This is a genomic window from Streptomyces sp. NPDC006283 (assembly GCF_040613325.1).
Lineage (GTDB): Bacteria > Actinomycetota > Actinomycetes > Streptomycetales > Streptomycetaceae > Streptomyces.
The window spans coordinates 1-18,026 of the sequence record NZ_JBEXRZ010000041.1 but is presented as its reverse complement, the minus strand read 5'-3'; the positions used below and the strand labels follow the sequence as shown (position 1 = coordinate 18,026).

Below are 18,026 nucleotides of genomic sequence, written 5' to 3'. Positions count from 1 at the left end.
CGCGGACAGCCGCTGGCGCAGTGACCGAATGGCGGGCGGCTGAGCGTCTGTCGGTTGCCGCACCACTCGGGCGCTTCTGTGACCGGAATCACCGGCGGGCGCCGATCAGTTGGGCGCTGGTGTCCGGTCTTCTGTGCAGACCAGCGACCGAGCGCCCCGAAAGGACCGCGACACATGACCGCAAGCGTGAAGGGACCCGCCTCCTACTTCCCGTCGATCGAGAAGAAGTACGGCCGTCCCGTAGCGGAATGGAAGGACCTCATCCGCTCCTCCCCGTTGAACAAGCACATGGAACTCGTCACCTGGCTGAAGGAGGAACACGGGCTGGGTCACGGACACGCCAACGCGCTGGTCGCCCACACGCTTGCCGAAGCCGCGGCGAAGTGACCCGTCCGGCCGGGTGCCGGTGAGGCGAAGGGCACGAGCCCGCTCGCCCTTGCCGGGGCCGTGGCCGGCGTCGGGCGGGCGAGGTGGGAGACTGGCCGGCCGGGAATTGAACTGAAGAAGGAGGCGGCGGGGACCGTGTTGCTGCGACGGGGGCGCACAGGCCTGACGGGCCTGGTCATGGCGACTGTGCTGACGACGGCGAGCGGCTGCGGTGCCCTGCTCCTGGAGGACAAGGGCCCGCTCCCGCCGCGCTACTCCGGCCCTCCGCTGGCCGCGGACGACGTGGTCGCGGATCTGACGTCGGCGCTCAAGGCCGAGGGCATCACGCTGGAGCGGATGCCGCAGGAACTGATCCCGATCGAGTGTCACGAGTCCTTGTACGGCGAGCACAGGGCGGCCACGGCGGGCGCAGCCCTGGAAGCCGCGTTCGAGCGGGCGCGTTCGGAGGACGGCTGGAGGGCCGAGGCGGGCAACGGCGAGGACGGCCGGCTGCTGATCCGCAAGGGCAACTGGACGGCCGTGGCCAAGCTTCCCGAAGCGGGCGCGCCCGGCACGGCGGGTTCTGCCACGGTGCCGGTCGCGGTCGCGTTGGGGTGTGACGGCGGGCTTTCCAAGTCCCGGTCGCGCACGGGTTCTCCGGCGCCGTCGCCCACGCCTTCCTGAGAGCCGGGCCACCTGTGCCCGCCCCCTTCACGGGGCGCAGGCCTCGGCGATGGACAGGCTGTTCTCATAGAGGTGGTGCCGGGTGATCCGGCCGTTCTCGACGGTGAGGTGCAGCGCGAACGGGCCCTCGAAGGGCTTTCCCGTCGCGCGTACGGTCCCGGACACGTGGCCCGTCAGGACGGCGTCGGTGCCGTCGACGAGGAAGGTGTCGACGCGGGCGCGGGCGTCCTCGGGGACCGTGTGCCGCATCAAGTCCGTGAATTGTGCGGCGCATTCGGCGGCGGTGGACCGTGGGCGGATCCATGGGACGGTGGGGTTCTCGGCGAGCTGCCAGTCGACCTCGTCGGCGAAGAGGGCGACGAGCCGCCCGGTGTCGCCGGCCATCCGGGCGGCAAGGAAGTCCTGCACGAGGGCCCGGGTGGCCTCGGCGACGGAACTCGCGGTGGTGGCAGGGGGGTTGACGGACATGGCGCTCTCCTCGCGGCCGGCTGCGGCCGGGTCCCGGCGGGTTTCCCCGGCCGGGGGTCCCGTCTCTGCCGGGGAAGAGGGGGGCGGTCGATTACCCCGGGGGTCATGGCCCCCCTGCCTTTGCCGCAACCGGGTGTGCAGGCGGCCGCGGGGCCGGTCAGGCGACCCAGGCGCCGGTGAGGTGCTGGACCGCGGAGCCGTCCACGTCGGCGAGCTTGGTGGCGACGAAGCCGCGGGCCCAGTCGGTGGTCTGGATCCGGAAGGCGGGGCGGTCGGCGGTGAGCGCTTCCATGACCGCTTCCGCCGCCCCGGCCGGGGTCTGCGCGCTGCCGTCGAGGAACTGCTCGACGGTGCGGTCGATGTAGCGGCGCAGTGCGCCGGTGTACGGGCCGGCGTCGATCTCTGCTTCGAGGTCGATGCCGACGTTGTTCACGAATTCGGTGGCCACGGCGCCGGGTTCCACGACGGACACGCTCATGCCGAGGGTGCGCGCGACGGGCGCCAGGCTCTCCATGTAGCCCTCGACGGCGAACTTGGCGGCGCAGTAGGCCTCGTTGAACGGCTGGCCGATGACGCCGCCGACGCTGGTGACGGTGATCAGGCGGCCGCCGGTGGCGCGCAGGTGCGGGAGTGCGGCCTTGGAGACGCTGAGCACGCCGAAGAAGTTGACCTCCATCACCTTGCGGATGTCGGCGAGGGAGTCGTTCTCCAGGGTGCCCAGGTGGCCGGCGCCCGCGTTGTTGACGACGGCGTCGAGGTGGCCGTAGTCGGCGATCACGCCGTCCACGGCGGCGGTGACGGACGCCTCGTCGGTCACGTCGAGCTGCCGGATGTCGAGTTCGACGTCCGCTTCTTCGGCGGCCTTGCGCAGTGCGTCGGCGCGGGTGGTGTCGCGGAGGGTGGCGATCGTGCGCCAGCCGGCCCGGGCGGCGGCGATGGCGGCGGCGAGGCCGATGCCGGAGGAGGTTCCGGTGATGAGGACGGTGCGGGGGGTGGCGGACATGGTGGGGCCTTTCGGAAGAAACCGTTTATGTGCGTGCACACACAACATAGCTTTATGTGTGTGTGCACGCAACCCCTCTATACTCGGTCCATGCCGAAGAAACTGCCGCAGGCCGAGATGCCCGCCGCCGACTACGCCTTCTACGGGCTGGTCTGGGCCGGCACCGTGATGACCGAGCGTGTCGACCGGGCCCTCGTCAAGGCGCACGACCTCCCCGTGTCGTGGTTCGAGGTCATGCTGTGGCTGGCCTCCAGCCCCGAGCCGGTGCCCGCCTCCGTCCTCGGCCACAGCACCATGCTCAGCCGAAGCCAGGTCTCCCGGGTCGTGGACGCCCTCCAGGCCCGCGGGCTGGTGACCCGCACCCCCTCCGTGCGCGACGCGCGGTCGGTCGAGGTCTCGCTCACCGCCGAGGGCCGCCGGGTCTTCGCCGAGGCCGACGCCACCCGCCGTGAGGCCCTGGCCCCGGTCTTCACGGAGCTCCTCGACGAGCAGGACCTCGAGGCCCTCGGCAGGGTGTGGCGCAAGCTGAAGGCGGAGAAGGAGCGGCTCGCGGAGGAACCGGGACCCCGGCCCTCCTGACGGCGGCGGGTCCGCTGCAGCAACCGGCCCGGACCTCCTGTCGGCGACGGTTCGCAGTCGCCAGGCCGATTGTGGGATCTTCGTGAATATCCCGGCGACCAAGCCGCCCGCCGGTCCTTTGCACTTGGCAATTGGCTACGGTGGGCTCAGCACGGTCATGCAGCGACACAACAGATCAATGGGCGACACCCGGGGGGCCAGCCATGGCATGGGATGAGTGGGAGCAGGCCAAGGCCGAGTCCGCTGCGTCAGGTTCGGCGCACACACGGCTCAATCAGGCGGTCGCCTCCGGCTCCGGTTCGGGCGCCAACCTGACCGTCCATGACGATGTGCTGGGCAAGCTGGGCGACATGGCCCGCTCGCTGCACGGGCAGCTGGCGACCGACGGTGACCACGCCCGCGTCGCCACCTTCGAAGCGTCCAACGACCTCTTCAACAGCGGTCTCGACATGGGTGCCGGTCTTCTCGAGGTGCACGACGCCTGGAACACCAAGCTCCGCACCCTCAGGGAAGCCTGCGGCCACATCTCCAACCACCTCGACCACTCGCGCTCCACGCACGGGGCGGAGGAGAAGAAGATCGTGCTGGGGATGCAGGACGCCGACGGCAAGACGATGAACGTGTCGCGCATCTACGACCAGTTCAAGTAGATCCGCAGCACACGACGAGGGCAACGGGGAATCGGGAACACGACATGGTGACGTGCCAGGAACTGCAGGACCTGAATTTCAGCAAGCTGAACACCGCTGTCACGCAGTGGAAGCAGATGCTGGACAAACTCGTCCTTCTCGCCGACGGGGGCGACGGCGGCATCAACGCGGCCGACTTCGAGCGCAAGGCCAACGCCGCGGACTGGAAGGGCGACAACGCCACCGTCACCAAGGAATTCACCACCACGACGGCCCGCCAGTTCGACGACATGGTCACCGAGGCCCGCAGCATCCACAAGATCCTGCAGGAAGCCGCAACGAACCTCAAGAAGAACCAGGACGACCTGAAGGCCGCCATCGACAAGTGGGCCAAGCAGTACATCTACATCGACGGCAAGGGCGGCGCGAGGTACTCCGGCCCGCCGCGTGAGGTGGAGGGCGGCCCCAAGGAGCAGCCGAGCCAGGAAGTCGTCGACAGCGCGGCCGCCGAGATAGGCAAGATCCTGGAGGCGGCGAACGAGACCGACCGGATCGCCGCGCGGGCGCTGCGCAAGCACGCGCAGAGCAAGTACGACTTCGACGAGAAGGGCTACAGCGGCCTCAAGGACGCCGACCGCCAGCAGGGCATCGAGGACGCCGACGCGATGGTCAAACTCGCGGGCAAGGGCGACCAGTTGACCGACGCGGAGCTGAAGCGGTTCAACGAGATCGCGAAGTACCACCGCGACAATCCGGCCTTCGCGGAGCGGTTCGCGACCAAGCTGGGCGCCGACGGCACACTCGAGTTCTGGCGCAGCATCGCCGACCCGGGCCAGGGACGCACGCCCGAACCGGGCAGCGACCGCGCGAAGATCCTCGCCAAGGTCCAGGACAACCTCGGCATCACTCTCGCCAACGCCAGCCGGTCCGATTCCCCTGAGATGCAGCAGTGGAAGGACCGGATGATCGAACTGGGCGACGACCACATCAAGTCCAGCAGCGGCATCCCCAGCGCCCCGTACGGCTTCAAGGTCCTCGGCCCGCTGATGACCGAGGGGAAGTGGGACACCGACTTCCTCAACAAGTACGGCACCCGGCTGCTCGAGTTCGAGCGCAAGTCGGACGACCCCGTGCTGGGCGGCCCGGACCAGCTCTGGAACAGCCACTGGGACCCGGCGCAGCTCTCCTACCCGCCCGGCGCCACCAAGCCGGAGAGCGACCCGGTCGCCGACCTGATGGAAGCACTCGGACACAACCCCGAGGCGTCCCTGGAGTTCTTCAACGGATCGTCCGGCAAGGGCGACGACGCGATGAGCAACTGGGACTACCTCGTCGAGCAGGGCGGCAAGGACGCACGCGAGTGGCCGACCGACGAGGACGGCAAGACGACGGGGTTCAAGAACCTCGGCCACGCCCTGGAGTCGGGGACGCTCGGGTACGCGTACGACGACAAGCCTCCGTCGATCCCGCCGCTCAAGAGCGAGGCGGACATCGCCGCCCGCGAGGAGCGCACCCTCCTGATGGACCGGGTCGTGGACCACTACAAGTCGGCCGACGTGATCGACAAGCAGGACGGCATCCGCGACAGCCTGGCCAACATGGCGGCCGGCCACATCGACAGCCTCAACTACTCCATGGCCGACTGGGGCGGCACCGGGGCGGCCTCGGGCAGGGACGGTCTGTACAACTCGGAGGAGCAGCGCCTGCGCGACTTCGGCGAGACGGGCAGCAAGAACTTCCTGCGGGCGCTGGCCTCCGACGAGGGCTCGTACGAGACGGTCGCCACCGCCCAGCAGGTCTACGGAACGAGTTCGATGGCCGCCCAGGACAACCGGTCGGACGCGCTGGACGCCGGTGTGAACAGTGCGAGGATGCACGGTCTGCTGGACCAGGCCCGGGCCGAGGCGATCGGCAAGGAGTTCGCCGACGACAAGGCCCAGCGCAATCTCGAGCTCGAGAAGCAGGGCGAGTGGCGCAAGTTCGCGGCCGAGGCCGCGGTCGGCGTGGGCGTCGGCGCGGCCACCGCGCTGATCGTGCCCGCCGGCCCGCTGGCGGCGGTCGCCGTCCCGCTGGCCATCGAAACGGTCGGCGGGGCCATCAACACGCAGGTCTCCACGGACACCATGCAGTGGCTGAAGGACCACGAGTTCGACAACTTCGACGATTCGGTCGAGGGCATCGACAAGGCGAAGTACGACGGAAGCAGAAACGCCATGACACCGCTCCTGAACTACGCCGAGGCGCAGGGAATGAGTGAGGACGACATCCGGAAACTGGCCGAGCGTGCCGAGGGCCGGTACAACGACGGCGGCCGGCTCGGCGGCACCGAAGCCGCGCGGGGGTGGTGACCCTGCGACGGCAGCTCACGCCGGCCGCGCTGGCCGTTGTTCTGTTCGGGGCGGGTGCCTGCACCGGGGGCGAGGACGGCACCAAGGGGGACCCGCCCCCGGCCACCGCCGACGGTTCCGCCTGCGAAGCGCTGCTGGGCGACGCCGGGATGGCGTGGCTGAAGGACCGCACGGGCGGCACGCCCCGTCCGGAGGCGGGCGACGATCTGAAGAAGGCACGCTCGCTGTTCTACCGTCAGGTGGAGAACTGGGACACCGGCGACAGCGGAGCCCGTACGTTCCTGCGGGCCGACCTGTGCCGGGCAACCGGTACCGGCGGCGGCAAGCAGTTCGAAGTGCGGTACGGGCCCTCCTACTTCCCCTTCGACGCGCCCTTCGAGGAGGCGTCGGACGTCAGCCCGGCGCAGACCGTGACCGAGGTCAACCCCGACGTCAAGCTGGTCCACGGGAAGGACGCCGACGGAGCGACGCGCTACCGCGTGTACGTGCGGTGCAAGATTGCCGGCACGCCCGCGCAGCAGGAGAGCGAGGTCCCGATCGAGGGACTGATGACGGACACGCTCACCGGTGACACCGACGCCCGGGTGCATCTCACTCATCTGCTGCACTCCGCCAAGGTGGTGGCGGACGGTTTCGACTGCGAGAACAAGCCGGTGGTGCCCGGGCAGCCGCCCGCCTCACTGGGGTAGCGGGGCGGGGACCGCACCACAAACGGGGGCCGGCAGGACGGAGCTTGCCCGGGTCGGGCTGTGCAGCCGGCGGGGCTGCTCGGTCAGCGCAGGTCGAGGCGCATCAGGACCCGGGGGTGGCCGGCCAGTACCGAGGTGGTGTCGGCGGCGTGGGTGAAACCGGCGCGTTCGAAGTTCTTCCTGAGGCCGGGGTAGGCCATCGTCAGGTCGACCTTGGCGTCGCCGTTGTCGAGCGGGTACGCCTCGATAGCTGGTGCGCCGTGGGCGCGGGCGAACTCGACCGCGCCGGCGATGAGGGCGTGCGAGATTCCCTGCTTGCGGTGGCCGGGGCGTACGCGGATGCACCACAGCGACCAGACCGGCAGGTCGTCGACGTGCGGGATTTTGCGGTTGCGTGCGAAGGCGGTGTCCGCGCGCGGTGCCACGGCCGCCCAGCCGACCGGCTCGCCGTTGTCGTAGGCGAGCACCCCGGGAGGGGGCTGCTCATGGCACAGCCCGGCGACGTATTCGCCGCGGGCCGGGCCGCGAAGCTCGTTGTTGAGCTTGGACGGGATCCGGTAGCTCAGGCACCAGCAGACGTTGGAGCCCGGTGACTTCGGGCCGAGCAGGATACGGACGTCCTCGAAGACCGAAGCCGGGTGAACTTCGATGGTCATGACCCCACGATGTCACGGTGTGCTCGGCGAGACCGTCGGGTTCGGTGGCACGCGCCCGGGCTTCGAGGCCGAGGTGTGGTGCCTCGGCCTCGAAGCCCGGTGAGGTCGCGACGTTCGCGGGGCAGAGCGCCTTGGGCAGTGCGGCGTGCGGCGTGCGGCGTGCGGCGTGCGGCGTGCGGCTCAGGAGTACGCGGGGCGTCCCGGAGCCGGGACGTTGCGGAAACGGAACGGCTCCGGGGCGCGGCCGGGCTGGATGAACCAGCATTCCCCGGTGCCGTCGCCGGTGACGATGTCCAGCACCGTGCCGGCGACGACCTCCGCGGGGATGACCGGCAGGCCCTGCTCGGCGAGCATGCCGCGCAGCGGGTCGATGATCCGGGACTCGGCGAAGCCCGGGCAGACCGCGTTGAACCGGATGCCGTCGGGCTCCAGCGCCGGTCCCAGTGAGCGTGCGAGACCGACCACGGCATGCTTGTTGGCCCCGTACAGGGGGTCGAGCGGTACCGAGGCCAGGCCGGCCAGGGACGAGGTGGCCACGATCGAGCCGCCGCCGCGGGCCCGCAGCGCCGGCAGAACCGCGTGGGTGCCGAAGACGACGCCGTCGAGGTTGGCGCCCATGGCGCGGCGGTAGCGTGCCAGGTCGAAGTCGTCGCCGACGCCGCAGCCCGTGGCCACACCCGCGTTGAGGAAGGCGATGTCGACGCCGCCGCAGCGCTCGGTGGCGAAGTCGACCAGAGCGCGGTTGGCCTCGAAGTCGGAGACGTCGCAGGCCCGGAAGTGGCCGCCGACGAGGTCGGCCACCTCCCGGCCGCCCTCCGCGTCGAGGTCGGCGACGACCACTTCGGCACCCGCGCCGGCAAGTGCCAGCGCCGTGGCCCGGCCCAGCCCGCCGGCGCCGCCCGTGACGATCGCGACCTTGCCGCGCAGCGGTGCCTGTCCTTGCGTGTCCGGGGCGGCGGGGGCTGTCATGCCAGCTCCAGGACGAGCTTGCCGACGTTGTCGCCGCGGAAGAGCATCTGCAGGGTCTCGGGGAAGTCGTCCACCGTCCCCTTCACCACATGTTCCTTGACCTTGAGCCGGCCCTCGCCGATCCAGCCGGCGATCTCCTGTGCGGCTTGTGCGTAGCGCTTGGCATAGTCGAAGACCACGAAGCCTTCCATGCGGGCGCGGCGCACGAGCAGGGACAGGTAGTTCGACGGGCCCTTGACCGGGGTGGCGTTGTTGTACTGGCTGATCGCGCCGCAGATCACTACGCGGGCGTTCATGGCCAGCCGGGTGAGCGCCGCTTCGAGGATGTCTCCGCCGACGTTGTCGAAGTAGACGTCGATACCGTCAGGAGTGTGTTCGCGCAGGGCGCGCTTGACGTCGCCGGCCCGGTAGTCGATCGCCGCGTCGAATCCCAGCTCGTCGGTGAGCAGTGCGCATTTCTCGGGCCCTCCGGCGATGCCGATGACGCGGCAGCCCTTCACCTTGGCGATCTGGCCGACCATGGTGCCGACCGCGCCGGCCGCGCCGGAGACGACGACGGTCTCGCCGTCCTTGAGGGCGCCGACGTCGAGCAGTCCGAAGTACGCGGTCATGCCGGGCATGCCGAGGGCGCCCAGGTAGGTCGAGGGCGGCGCGAGAGAGGTGTCGATCTTCAGGGCGCCCTTGCCGTCGGACACGACCTGCTCCTGGACGCCGAAGGTGCCCACGACGTGGTCCCCGGGCTGGAAGCCGGGGTGGTTGGAGGCGGTCACCTCGATGACCGATCCAGCGCGCATCACCTCGCCGAGCCCGACGGGCGGGAGGTAGGAGGGGCGGTCGTCGAGCCAGCCGCGCATGGCGGGGTCCAGCGATATGACGCGTGTCCTGCCCGCGAACTGGCCGGGGCCGGGGGCCTCGACGGGTGCGGAGACGTGTTCCCAGTCCTCGGGTTTCACGTCACCCACGGGGCGGGCTGCCAGGCGGATCTGGCGGTTGGTCGCAGACATGAAGCCTCCTGTCGTCCGTGCGCCCGACCATACCGACCAGTAGGTACGCGTGGGATGTGAGGTACACCACATCCGAGGCGGGTCGGGCTCCGCGGTCGTCGTCCGCCGGTGCCGCGACGGTGTCCGGCCGCGCGTGGGGGTGGCCGTCAGGGACGCCGCAGGCGGGTGTTGAGGCGGGCGGCCTGGCGGGTCAGGTGGTCCCGTTCGGCGAGGTCGGGCGCCTTGTGGGCCGCCTCGGCGTACAGCCGTGCCGCCGTCGCCAGGTCGCCGTCGCGTTCGTGGAGGTACGCCGCCACCGCGGCGTGGCGGGGAATGGGGCGTCCCCTGCCCGAAGAGGTTGGGGAGGAGTCGTCCAGCGCCGCGAGCGCCGCCAGCCCGGCGCGCGGTCCGTCGGCCTCGCCGACGGCCACCGCGCGGTTGAGCCGGACGACCGGGCTGTCGGTCAGGCGCACCAGCTCGTCGTACCACTCGACGATCTGCACCCAGTCGGTCTCCTCGGCGGTGGGCGCGTCGGCGTGGAGTGCCGCGATGGCGGCCTGGGCCTGGAACTCGCCCAGCCGGTCGCGGGCGAGGGCCGCCTGCAGGATCTCGACGCCCTCGGCGATCGCCTCGGTGTCCCAGCGGCCGCGGTCCTGCTCGGCGAGCGGCACCAGGCTGCCGTCGGACGCGGTCCGGGTGGCGCGCCGGGCGTGGTGGAGCAGCATGAGGGCGAGCAGCCCCGCCACTTCGGGGTGGTCGACCCGGGCCGCGAGCTGCCGGGTGAGCCGGATGGCCTCGGCGGCGAGGTCGACGTCGCCGGAGTAGCCCTCGTTGAAGACCAGGTAGAGGACGCGCAGCACGGTGGCGACGTCGCCTGGCTGGTCGAACCGCACGCCGGAGACGGTGCGTTTGGCCCGGCTGATGCGTTGCGCCATGGTCACCTCGGGCACCAGGTAGGCCTGGGCGATCTGGCGGGTGGTCAGCCCGCCGACGGCGCGCAGGGTGAGCGCGACCGCGGACGACGACGTCAGCGACGGGTGGGCGCACAGGAAGTAGAGCTGGAGCGTGTCGTCCACCGCGGGCGCGGGTCCGGGCGCCGGCTCCTCGTCGACGAGGTCCTCCCGCCGGCGGCGGGCGGCGTCCGCCCGGGTGGCGTCGAGGAACCGGCGCCAGGCCACGGTGACCAGCCAGCCCTTCGGATCCCGGGGCAGATCGCCCGGCCAGACCCGGACCGCCTCGACCAGCGCGTCCTGCACGGCGTCCTCGGCCGCCGCGAAGTCGGCTCCGCGGCGGACGAGGATCCCGAGCACGCTCGGCGCGAGGCTCCGGAGCAGGGCCTCGTCCATCGAGGAAGTCATTCCGTGATGGTGGGCGGGGCGGTCAGGAACGGGCGCACCTCGAGCCACTCGTGGATCGGCTTCCCGCCCGCCCCGGGGGCGGCCGACAGCTCCCCGGCCAGCTCGACGGCACGCTCGTAGCTGTCGACGTCGATCACCATCCAGCCGGCGACGAGGTCCTTGGTCTCGGCGAACGGGCCGTCGGTGACCGGCGGGCGCCCCTCACCGTCGTACCGGACCCACGCCCCCTCGGGGGCGAGCGCCTGGCCGTCGACGAACTCGCCGGTCCCCTCGAGCCGGGCCGCGAAGTCGTTCATGTACTGCACGTGCGCCGAGATCTCCTCGGGCGTCCACTGGTCCATGGGCACGTCGTTGACCGCGGCCGGAGCGCCGCGGTAGTGCTTGAGCAGCAGGTACTTGGCCATCGTGGTTCTCCTCGGTGTGGTGCGGCCATTGTGGTCGCATTCACCCCGGGGACGGAGCCGGGCACGGGTTCTCGACATCGGCGTCCGAAGTTTTTTCGGCTCACGTCGATGCGGGGCGTCCTTCATCCGGAAGGCGGGACCTGTCCGGGGCCGGGGCCGTGTCCGAGGTGCGTCCGAGGCCGTGTCCCGGCCCCCGGCCGGGACTGCCGGCGGGCGGGCCGGTCACGGACACCTCGGCGGGGCGCAGGAGATGCTCTCCGACGCGGTAGCCCTGCCGCAGCACCTCCGTGCAGACGGCGTGCGTCGCCCGGTTCGACGAGTGGTAGGTGAGTGCCTCGTGGACCGTGGGGTCGAAGGTCTCCCCCGGTGCGCCGACGGTCTGCAGGCCGAGCGCTGCCAGCCGTTCGCCGAGCACCTCGGCCACCGCGCCGGTTCCGGAGTCGGCCCCGTGCTTGCGTGCCCCCTCGAAGGCGTCGAGTACGGGCAGCAGGCCGGCCAGGACGTTGGCCACGGCGATCTCGCGGATCGCCAGTCGGTCCCGGCGTACGCGTTTGCGGTAGTTGTCGTACTCGGCCTTCAGGCGCTGGAGATCGGCCGTCAGTTCCGCGTTCCTGGCGCGCAGTTCGGCGGCCTCGGCCTGTGCACGCCGCATTTCGGCGGCTTCCGGCTGCGCGGGCCCCAGCTCGTCGGCCTCGGTGTGCGCACGCCGCATTTCGGCGGCTTCCGGCTGCGCGGGCCCGTTCGGCTTCGACGGGGGGCCGGCCGGCTCGGTGGGGCGGCGGGGCTGGAGGGTGACCGGGTCGGTCCTGCGCCGGTCCCGGACGACGACGGGCGGCCGCCGGTCCGGGTCCTTCCTGATGTCGGGTTCCTGGCTCATCCGGCGCCTCCCTTCTGCTCGTCGTCGACGATCTCCGCGTCGACGACCTCGTCGCCAGGGGCCTGGTCGGAGCCGGTGCCGGCCGTTCCCGCGCCGGTGTCGTCGCGCTGCGCCCGGGCGTAGAGCGCCGAGCCGATCCGTTGCGCGGCCGCCGTCAGCTTTTCCGCGGCCGACCGGATCGCGCCGGTGTCCTCGCCCTTGAGCTTCTCCTTCAGCTCGGTGAGGGCGGTCTCCGTCTCGGACCGCGCGTCCTCGGGGATCTTGTCGCGGTTGTCCTGCAGCAGTTTCTCGGTCTGGTAGACGCTGCTCTCCGCCTGGTTGCGGGTCTCCGCGGCCTCCTTGCGGCGGCGGTCCTCCTCCGCGTGCTGCTCGGCCTCACGGACCATGCGGTCGATGTCCTGCTTCGGCAGCGAGGAGCCGCCGGTGACGGTCATCTTCTGCTCCTTGCCCGTGCCCAGGTCCTTCGCGGTCACGTGCATGATGCCGTTGGCGTCGATGTCGAAGGCGACCTCGATCTGCGGGACCCCGCGCGGGGCCGGCGGCAGACCGGTCAGCTCGAACATCCCGAGCTTCTTGTTGTACGCCGCGATCTCGCGCTCGCCCTGGAAGACCTGGATCTGCACGGACGGCTGGTTGTCCTCGGCCGTGGTGAAGACCTCGGACCGCTTGGTCGGGATCGTGGTGTTGCGCTCGATGAGCCTGGTCATGATGCCGCCCTTGGTCTCGATACCGAGGGACAGCGGGGTCACGTCGAGGAGCAGGACGTCCTTGACCTCACCCTTGAGGACACCGGCCTGCAGGGCGGCGCCGATGGCGACGACCTCGTCCGGGTTCACACCCTTGTGCGGTTCCTTCCCTGTCAGCTCCTTGACCAGGCCGGTCACCGCCGGCATCCGCGTCGAGCCGCCCACCAGGATCACGTGGTCGATGTCCGACACCTTGATCCCGGCGTCCTTGACGGCGTTGTGGAACGGGGTCTTGCAGCGCTCGAGCAGGTCGGAGGTCAGCTGCTGGAACTGGGCGCGCGTGAGCTTCTCGTCCAAGTGCAGCGGGCCCTCGGCCGACGCCGTGATGTACGGGAGGTTGATCGTCGTCTCCGTCGTGGACGACAGCTCGATCTTCGCCTTCTCCGCGGCCTCGCGCAGACGCTGCAGAGCCATCTTGTCCTTGGCCAGGTCCACGCCGTAGTTGTTCTTGAACTGCTTCACCAGGTGATCGACGATCCGCTGGTCCCAGTCGTCCCCGCCGAGGTGCGTGTCACCGTTGGTGGCCTTCACCTCGACCAGGCCCTCCCCGATCTCGAGCAGCGACACGTCGAAGGTGCCGCCACCGAGGTCGAAGACGAGGATCGTCTGTTCGCTCTCCTTGTCCAGGCCGTACGCCAGGGCCGCCGCGGTCGGCTCGTTGATGATCCGCAGCACGTTCAGGCCGGCGATCTCCCCCGCCTCCTTGGTGGCGGTGCGCTGGCTGTCGTTGAAGTACGCCGGGACGGTGATCACCGCGTCGGTGACGTCCTCACCGAGATACGCCTCCGCGTCGCGCTTCAGCTTCTGCAGCACCCGCGCCGAGATCTCCTGCGTGGTGTAGCGCTTGCCGTCGATGTCCCCGGAGTCCGGGAAACGCCACTGCGCGTCGCCCATGTGCCGCTTGACCGACCGGGCGGTCCGGTCGACGTTCGTCACCGCCTGCCGCTTGGCGAGCTCGCCGACCAGCACCTCGCCGTTCTTCGCGAAGGCGACGACGGACGGCGTGGTCCGGGCCCCTTCGGTGTTCGCGATGACCGCCGGCTCGCCGCCTTCGAGGACGGACACCACGGAGTTCGTCGTTCCCAGGTCGATTCCGACTGCCCTTGCCATCGCCGCCTCCTCGTGCCGGCCGCCATCGCAATCCCCTGCTCCCCCATGCACAAAGCTACGGCGGAACGGCTCTCAGTCCCACCAGAGGCCACGACCGGAATCTACGCGGCGCCCGCCGGCGGGCAGCGGGCTCGGGCCTCCCCGGCCGGCAGCCCGCTGTCCGCCTCGGCGGGGCATCGGGCTCAGACCGTGCCGCAGTCCGAGATGACGATCTTCTTGGCGGTGGACCCGGACCGGCTGCCGAGCGCCTCGACCGCCTTCACGACGTCCATGCCCTCGACGACCTCGCCGAAGACGACGTGCTTGCCGTCCAGCCAGTCGGTGACGATCGTGGTGATGAAGAACTGCGAGCCGTTGCTGTTCGGGCCCGCGTTGGCCATGGACAGCAGGCCCGGCTTGGTGTGCTTGAGCTGGAAGTTCTCGTCGGCGAACTTCTCGCCGTAGATGCTCTTGCCGCCCGTGCCGTTCTGGTTGGTGAAGTCGCCGCCCTGGAGCATGAAGTCGGGGATGACCCGGTGGAACGGCGCGCCCTTGTAGCCGAACCCGTTCTCGCCGGTGGCCAGCTCACGGAAGTTCCGTGCCGTCTTCGGGACGACGTCGTCGTACAGCTTGAACTCGATGCGTCCGAGCGGCTCGCCGTCGGCGGTCACCTCGAAGAAGACGTTCTGGCTCATTGCTCTGCTCCTCTGGGATACGAAAGGTGGGTGGCACTCGGGCAATAGAAGACACCCGGGGTGTGCTCCGGCACAAAGAGTGACACACCCCGGGGGTGCGTCCACCTGCGGGCCTGGCCCGCAGGTGCTGCCTCGACCAGCCCTCGGGTCACCGTGCACCAGGGCCGATGTCCCCGGTAGCGACGGCCTCTGGGGTCCGGCCTGGTGACGTGGTGTCATCCCGGGCGTCGTGCGCTGTCCGCGGGACTGCGTCGCCCGCCCCGGGCCCGAAGTGCCGGGGAACTACGGTGGTTACGCCGCTCCGCTCGGTTGTGTCGTGGTCGGGGCGAGGTGCTGTGACGGGACGTCGGGACCGGTGGGCGGCTCGTCGCTCTCCGGCTCCTGCGGCGGGTCGCTGAGCTGCTCGCGCAGATAGTTCCAGACCACCGCGATCAGCGCGGCGGCCGGTACGGCGAGCAGGCTGCCCACGATGCCGGCCAGGCTGCCGCCCAGTGTCACCGCCAGCAGGACCATCGCCGCATGGAGTCCGAGCCCGCGGCTCTGGATCATGGGCTGGAACACATTGCCCTCGAGCTGCTGCACCACGACGATGATCGCCAGCACGATCAGCGCGTCCGTCGGCCCGTTCGACACCAACGCGATGAGCACCGCGACCAGACCGGCGAACAGGGCGCCCACGATGGGCACGAACGCGGACACGAACGTCAGCACCGCCAGGGGGAGCACCAGGGGCACACCCAGGATCCACAGGCCGAGGCCGATGAAGACGGCGTCGAGCAGGCCGACGAATGCCTGGGAACGCACGAACGCGCTCAGGGTCTCCCAGCCGCGGGCCGCCACGGTCGGGACGTCGGTGGCGAGCCGGCCGGGGAGCTGGCGGGAGAGCCAGGGCAGGAACCGCGGGCCGTCCTTGAGGAAGAAGAACATCAGGAAGAGGGCCAGGACGGCGGTGACCACACCGTTGACCACGGTGCTCACGCCCGTGAAGACAGCGGTGACCATGCTGCCGACGCTGTCCTGCATACGGGCGATCGCGGCGTCGGAGGCGCTGCTGATCTGGTCGTTGCCGATGTTCAGCGGCGGCCCGGCGGCCCACTCGCGCAGCCTCTGGATGCCTTCGACCACGCCCTCGGTCAGCTCGCCGGACTGGGAGGCCACCGGCACCGCGATCAGCGCCACGATGCCCGCGGCGACCAGGAGGAACGTCACGGTCACCACCGACGCGGCCAGGGCGGGGGGCCAGCCGCAGCGGCGCAGGAAACGGGCCAGGGGCCAGGTCAGTGTGGTGAGGAGCAGGCCCACGATGAGCGGCCACACGACCGACCACATCCGGCCAAGTAGCCACAGGGCCACCGCTGCTGCGACGAGGACCAGCAGCAACTCGACGGAGACGCGCGCCGTTGTCCGGAGCGCGGCGCGGGTTCTCGTGGAACTCAACGTGGCAGGCATGAGGGTCACCCTATGGGCACCGCGGTCGCACGTCGGAATCGCCGCTCGTCAGGGGCGGCCGGGGCATCGGTATGAGTGCGGGTGTGGCCGTGGGCCGGGACGCACGCCGCACCCTCCGGAGACCGATTCACGGGATAATCACCCTGATTGTGCATGTTGTGCCCCGATCGTGGAACCCGCCGTGGTGACGCGGCCTCCGGCTGCCCACGAGCGGAGAGTTCCATGGACACGACGTGGATGATCGTCATCATCGTGGTTGCTGTGGTCGTCGTCGCGCTGCTGGCCCTGACCGTGCAGCGGACGGCGCGCCGTCGGCGCCTGCAAGAGCGTTTCGGCCCGGAGTACGAGCGCACGGTCGAGCAGGGGGCGAGCCGCCGGCAGGCCGAGCGTGATCTCGCTGCTCGGGAGGAGCGCCATGAGGGCCTGCAGATCCGGGCGCTGCCGTCGACGGTCCGGGACCGGTACGCGCGGGACTGGAACGGGGTGCAGGAGCGCTTCGTCGACGATCCCGACCGGGCGGTGGACGAGGCGGACCGGCTGGTGACCGCGCTGATGAGCGAGCGCGGATACCCGACTGAAGGGTACGAGCAGCAGACGCGCGACCTGTCGGTCGAGCACTCCCGCACGTTGGAGCACTACCGCATCGCCCATGAGATCAACAGCCGTGCCGGCGGAAGGAACACTTCCACGGAAGAGCTACGGAGCGCGATGGTCCACTACCGGGCGCTGTTCGAGGAGCTGTTGAAGGACGGTGCCGCTCCGTCCGACGACGGCCGCCGACAGGCGTAGGTCAAGGAGAGCGACATGCAGCGAGAAGGCGGATTCGGGCGGGAAGAGACCGGGCGTTTCGCACCCGGTGAGGAGAAGCTGTCCACCGAGGACATAGCGCGGACGGACAGGGAGCCGGCACGGCCCGCCGAGCCCGCGGCGCCCGCGGCGCCCATGGCCCCCTCGGCCCCCGCGGCAAAGGAGCCGATGCCGCCACAGGACGAGGAGATGACGCAAGCGCCCATGGAGGAGCCGCCGGAGCGGGTCGGCGAGCCCCCCGGCCCGGTCGCCACGCACGAGCAGCCGCAGGAGGCGGCCCCGGCAGGCGAGGAGGAGCCCGTTTCGCTTCTCGACTCCGGTGCGGCGGAGGGTCTGCGGTCACGCTGGAGCGACATTCAGCAGGGCTTCGTCGACGACCCGCAGGCGGCCGTACGAGCGGCGGACGAACTGGTTGCGGAGGTCATGCAACTGCTGGCCACGACCTTCGCCGACCACAAGGAAGGCCTGGAGAGCCAGTGGCACCGGGGTGACGAGGTCGCCACCGAGGATCTGCGGATCGCGCTGAGGCAGTACCGGTCCTTCTTCGACCGGCTGCTGACGACCTGACCCGCTCACGCCGTCCCGCCCCTCGACCCTGCCAGTGGCCTGGCCGGGTCGAGGGGGCGGGAACGCTGTTCCAGCGTCCCCGCGTCTCTTCTCCCGCCCGCCGCGTGGACGCCAGGGTCCGCCTGTGCGGGTGCCGGGGTGCCCTGGTTCCCCGGACGGGCGGCTGTCCGTCGGCTGCCGACCGCGGGAGAGCGGTGGGACCGCACGTCAGGCGTCGGTCGCCTGGCGCGGTTCAGCGTCACGACGGCGCAGCTCTTCGTTGATGCGCTGGGCTTCCTCGAGTTGGTCTTCGAGGATGACGATGCGGCAGGCGGCCTCGACCGGTGTGCCCTGGTCGACGAGTTCGCGCGCGCGAGCTGCGATGCGCAACTGGTAGCGGGAGTAGCGACGGTGGCCGCCTTCGGAGCGCAGGGGGGTGATGAGGCGGGCTTCGCCGATGGCCCGCAGGAAGGCGGGCGTGGTGCCGAGCATTTCGGCAGCCCGTCCCATGGTGTAGGCGGGGTAGTCGTCGTCGTCGAGACGGCCGAGGGGGTTGTCTGCGGTCACTTTCACCTCTGTCGTGGGAACGCGTCGCTGACTGCAATTTCTCTCGGAATGCCGTCCGTTCCGATGAAGCTCGCCGACCGGAGGGTCAGCCGGAAGATCCAGGTCGGTTCTGTC

General features: G+C 70.5%; 20 protein-coding genes. 8 read left to right on the top strand and 12 right to left on the bottom strand.

Annotated features, from left to right (window positions below):
* Window positions 1–174 precede the first annotated feature (174 nt).
* Window positions 175–387, top strand: a complete 213-nt coding sequence (locus ABZ070_RS11805; protein WP_356632541.1) for a DUF4287 domain-containing protein — start codon at window positions 175–177, stop codon at window positions 385–387.
* Window positions 388–564: 177 nt separating this feature from the next.
* Entirely contained in the window at window positions 565–1,050 is a 486-nt protein-coding gene (locus tag ABZ070_RS11800; protein ID WP_356632539.1) for a hypothetical protein, read from the top strand.
* A gap of 27 nt (window positions 1,051–1,077) precedes the next feature.
* Here ABZ070_RS11800 and ABZ070_RS11795 read toward each other — a convergent pair whose 3' ends face one another.
* Both ABZ070_RS11795 and ABZ070_RS11790 read right to left on the bottom strand, forming a co-directional pair.
* The gene (locus ABZ070_RS11795) at window positions 1,078–1,518 is read right to left on the bottom strand and encodes a nuclear transport factor 2 family protein (protein WP_356632536.1); all 441 of its coding nucleotides are present in this window, start codon (window positions 1,516–1,518) and stop codon (window positions 1,078–1,080) included.
* A 157-nt stretch (window positions 1,519–1,675) separates the two neighbouring features.
* A complete protein-coding gene (locus tag ABZ070_RS11790; RefSeq protein WP_356632534.1) occupies window positions 1,676–2,569 on the bottom strand; it encodes an SDR family oxidoreductase in 894 nt (297 codons plus the stop codon).
* Between the two features lie 42 nt (window positions 2,570–2,611).
* On the opposite strand from ABZ070_RS11790, the gene ABZ070_RS11785 reads away from it, so the two are divergent.
* The 4 genes from ABZ070_RS11785 to ABZ070_RS11770 all read left to right on the top strand — a co-directional run bounded on the left by ABZ070_RS11785 (window position 2,612) and on the right by ABZ070_RS11770 (window position 6,766).
* Complete coding sequence (locus ABZ070_RS11785) at window positions 2,612–3,100, top strand: MarR family winged helix-turn-helix transcriptional regulator (RefSeq protein ID WP_356632532.1); 489 nt, start codon at window positions 2,612–2,614, stop codon at window positions 3,098–3,100.
* A gap of 203 nt (window positions 3,101–3,303) precedes the next feature.
* Window positions 3,304–3,750: a hypothetical protein gene (locus tag ABZ070_RS11780; RefSeq protein ID WP_356632530.1), complete on the top strand. Its 447-nt coding sequence runs from the start codon at window positions 3,304–3,306 to the stop codon at window positions 3,748–3,750.
* Window positions 3,751–3,794: 44 nt separating this feature from the next.
* Window positions 3,795–6,077 (top strand): hypothetical protein, encoded by a 2,283-nt coding sequence (locus ABZ070_RS11775; RefSeq protein WP_356632528.1) that lies wholly within the window; start codon window positions 3,795–3,797, stop codon window positions 6,075–6,077.
* Window positions 6,074–6,766, top strand: a complete 693-nt coding sequence (locus ABZ070_RS11770) for a hypothetical protein (protein WP_356632526.1) — start codon at window positions 6,074–6,076, stop codon at window positions 6,764–6,766. The genes ABZ070_RS11775 and ABZ070_RS11770 overlap by 4 nt, the downstream gene beginning before the upstream one ends.
* Before the next feature lie 83 nt (window positions 6,767–6,849).
* On the opposite strand, the gene ABZ070_RS11765 is transcribed toward ABZ070_RS11770, so the two are convergent.
* The 9 genes from ABZ070_RS11765 to ABZ070_RS11725 all read right to left on the bottom strand — a co-directional run bounded on the left by ABZ070_RS11765 (window position 6,850) and on the right by ABZ070_RS11725 (window position 15,992).
* The gene (locus ABZ070_RS11765) at window positions 6,850–7,422 is read right to left on the bottom strand and encodes a GNAT family N-acetyltransferase (RefSeq protein WP_356632524.1); all 573 of its coding nucleotides are present in this window, start codon (window positions 7,420–7,422) and stop codon (window positions 6,850–6,852) included.
* A 180-nt stretch (window positions 7,423–7,602) separates the two neighbouring features.
* Window positions 7,603–8,391 carry an SDR family NAD(P)-dependent oxidoreductase gene (locus ABZ070_RS11760; RefSeq protein WP_356632522.1) on the bottom strand — a complete coding sequence of 263 codons (789 nt, stop codon included), beginning with the start codon at window positions 8,389–8,391 and terminating at the stop codon, window positions 7,603–7,605.
* Window positions 8,388–9,395, bottom strand: coding sequence for an NADP-dependent oxidoreductase (locus ABZ070_RS11755; protein ID WP_356632520.1), 1,008 nt, complete (start codon window positions 9,393–9,395; stop codon window positions 8,388–8,390). Before ABZ070_RS11755 ends, ABZ070_RS11760 begins: the two co-directional genes overlap by 4 nt.
* Window positions 9,396–9,541: 146 nt before the next feature.
* Window positions 9,542–10,720 carry a DUF6596 domain-containing protein gene (locus tag ABZ070_RS11750; protein WP_356632571.1) on the bottom strand — a complete coding sequence of 393 codons (1,179 nt, stop codon included), beginning with the start codon at window positions 10,718–10,720 and terminating at the stop codon, window positions 9,542–9,544.
* Between the two features lie 8 nt (window positions 10,721–10,728).
* Window positions 10,729–11,136 carry a YciI family protein gene (locus tag ABZ070_RS11745; protein WP_356632518.1) on the bottom strand — a complete coding sequence of 136 codons (408 nt, stop codon included), beginning with the start codon at window positions 11,134–11,136 and terminating at the stop codon, window positions 10,729–10,731.
* 100 nt (window positions 11,137–11,236) lie between these two features.
* Window positions 11,237–12,013, bottom strand: a complete 777-nt coding sequence (gene grpE, locus ABZ070_RS11740; RefSeq protein ID WP_356632516.1) for a nucleotide exchange factor GrpE — start codon at window positions 12,011–12,013, stop codon at window positions 11,237–11,239.
* The gene (dnaK, locus tag ABZ070_RS11735) at window positions 12,010–13,869 is read right to left on the bottom strand and encodes a molecular chaperone DnaK (RefSeq protein ID WP_356632514.1); all 1,860 of its coding nucleotides are present in this window, start codon (window positions 13,867–13,869) and stop codon (window positions 12,010–12,012) included. Before dnaK ends, grpE begins: the two co-directional genes overlap by 4 nt.
* Before the next feature lie 182 nt (window positions 13,870–14,051).
* Window positions 14,052–14,543, bottom strand: a complete 492-nt coding sequence (locus tag ABZ070_RS11730; RefSeq protein WP_356632512.1) for a peptidylprolyl isomerase — start codon at window positions 14,541–14,543, stop codon at window positions 14,052–14,054.
* 291 nt (window positions 14,544–14,834) lie between these two features.
* Window positions 14,835–15,992, bottom strand: a complete 1,158-nt coding sequence (locus ABZ070_RS11725) for an AI-2E family transporter (protein ID WP_356632510.1) — start codon at window positions 15,990–15,992, stop codon at window positions 14,835–14,837.
* 222 nt (window positions 15,993–16,214) lie between these two features.
* On the opposite strand from ABZ070_RS11725, the gene ABZ070_RS11720 reads away from it, so the two are divergent.
* Together ABZ070_RS11720 and ABZ070_RS11715 are read left to right on the top strand one after the other, a co-directional pair.
* The gene (locus tag ABZ070_RS11720) at window positions 16,215–16,781 is read left to right on the top strand and encodes a hypothetical protein (RefSeq protein WP_356632508.1); all 567 of its coding nucleotides are present in this window, start codon (window positions 16,215–16,217) and stop codon (window positions 16,779–16,781) included.
* A 15-nt stretch (window positions 16,782–16,796) separates the two neighbouring features.
* Window positions 16,797–17,366 carry a hypothetical protein gene (locus ABZ070_RS11715; RefSeq protein ID WP_356632506.1) on the top strand — a complete coding sequence of 190 codons (570 nt, stop codon included), beginning with the start codon at window positions 16,797–16,799 and terminating at the stop codon, window positions 17,364–17,366.
* Window positions 17,367–17,573: 207 nt separating this feature from the next.
* On the opposite strand, the gene ABZ070_RS11710 is transcribed toward ABZ070_RS11715, so the two are convergent.
* The gene (locus ABZ070_RS11710) at window positions 17,574–17,912 is read right to left on the bottom strand and encodes a MerR family transcriptional regulator (RefSeq protein ID WP_356632504.1); all 339 of its coding nucleotides are present in this window, start codon (window positions 17,910–17,912) and stop codon (window positions 17,574–17,576) included.
* Window positions 17,913–18,026 lie beyond the last annotated feature (114 nt).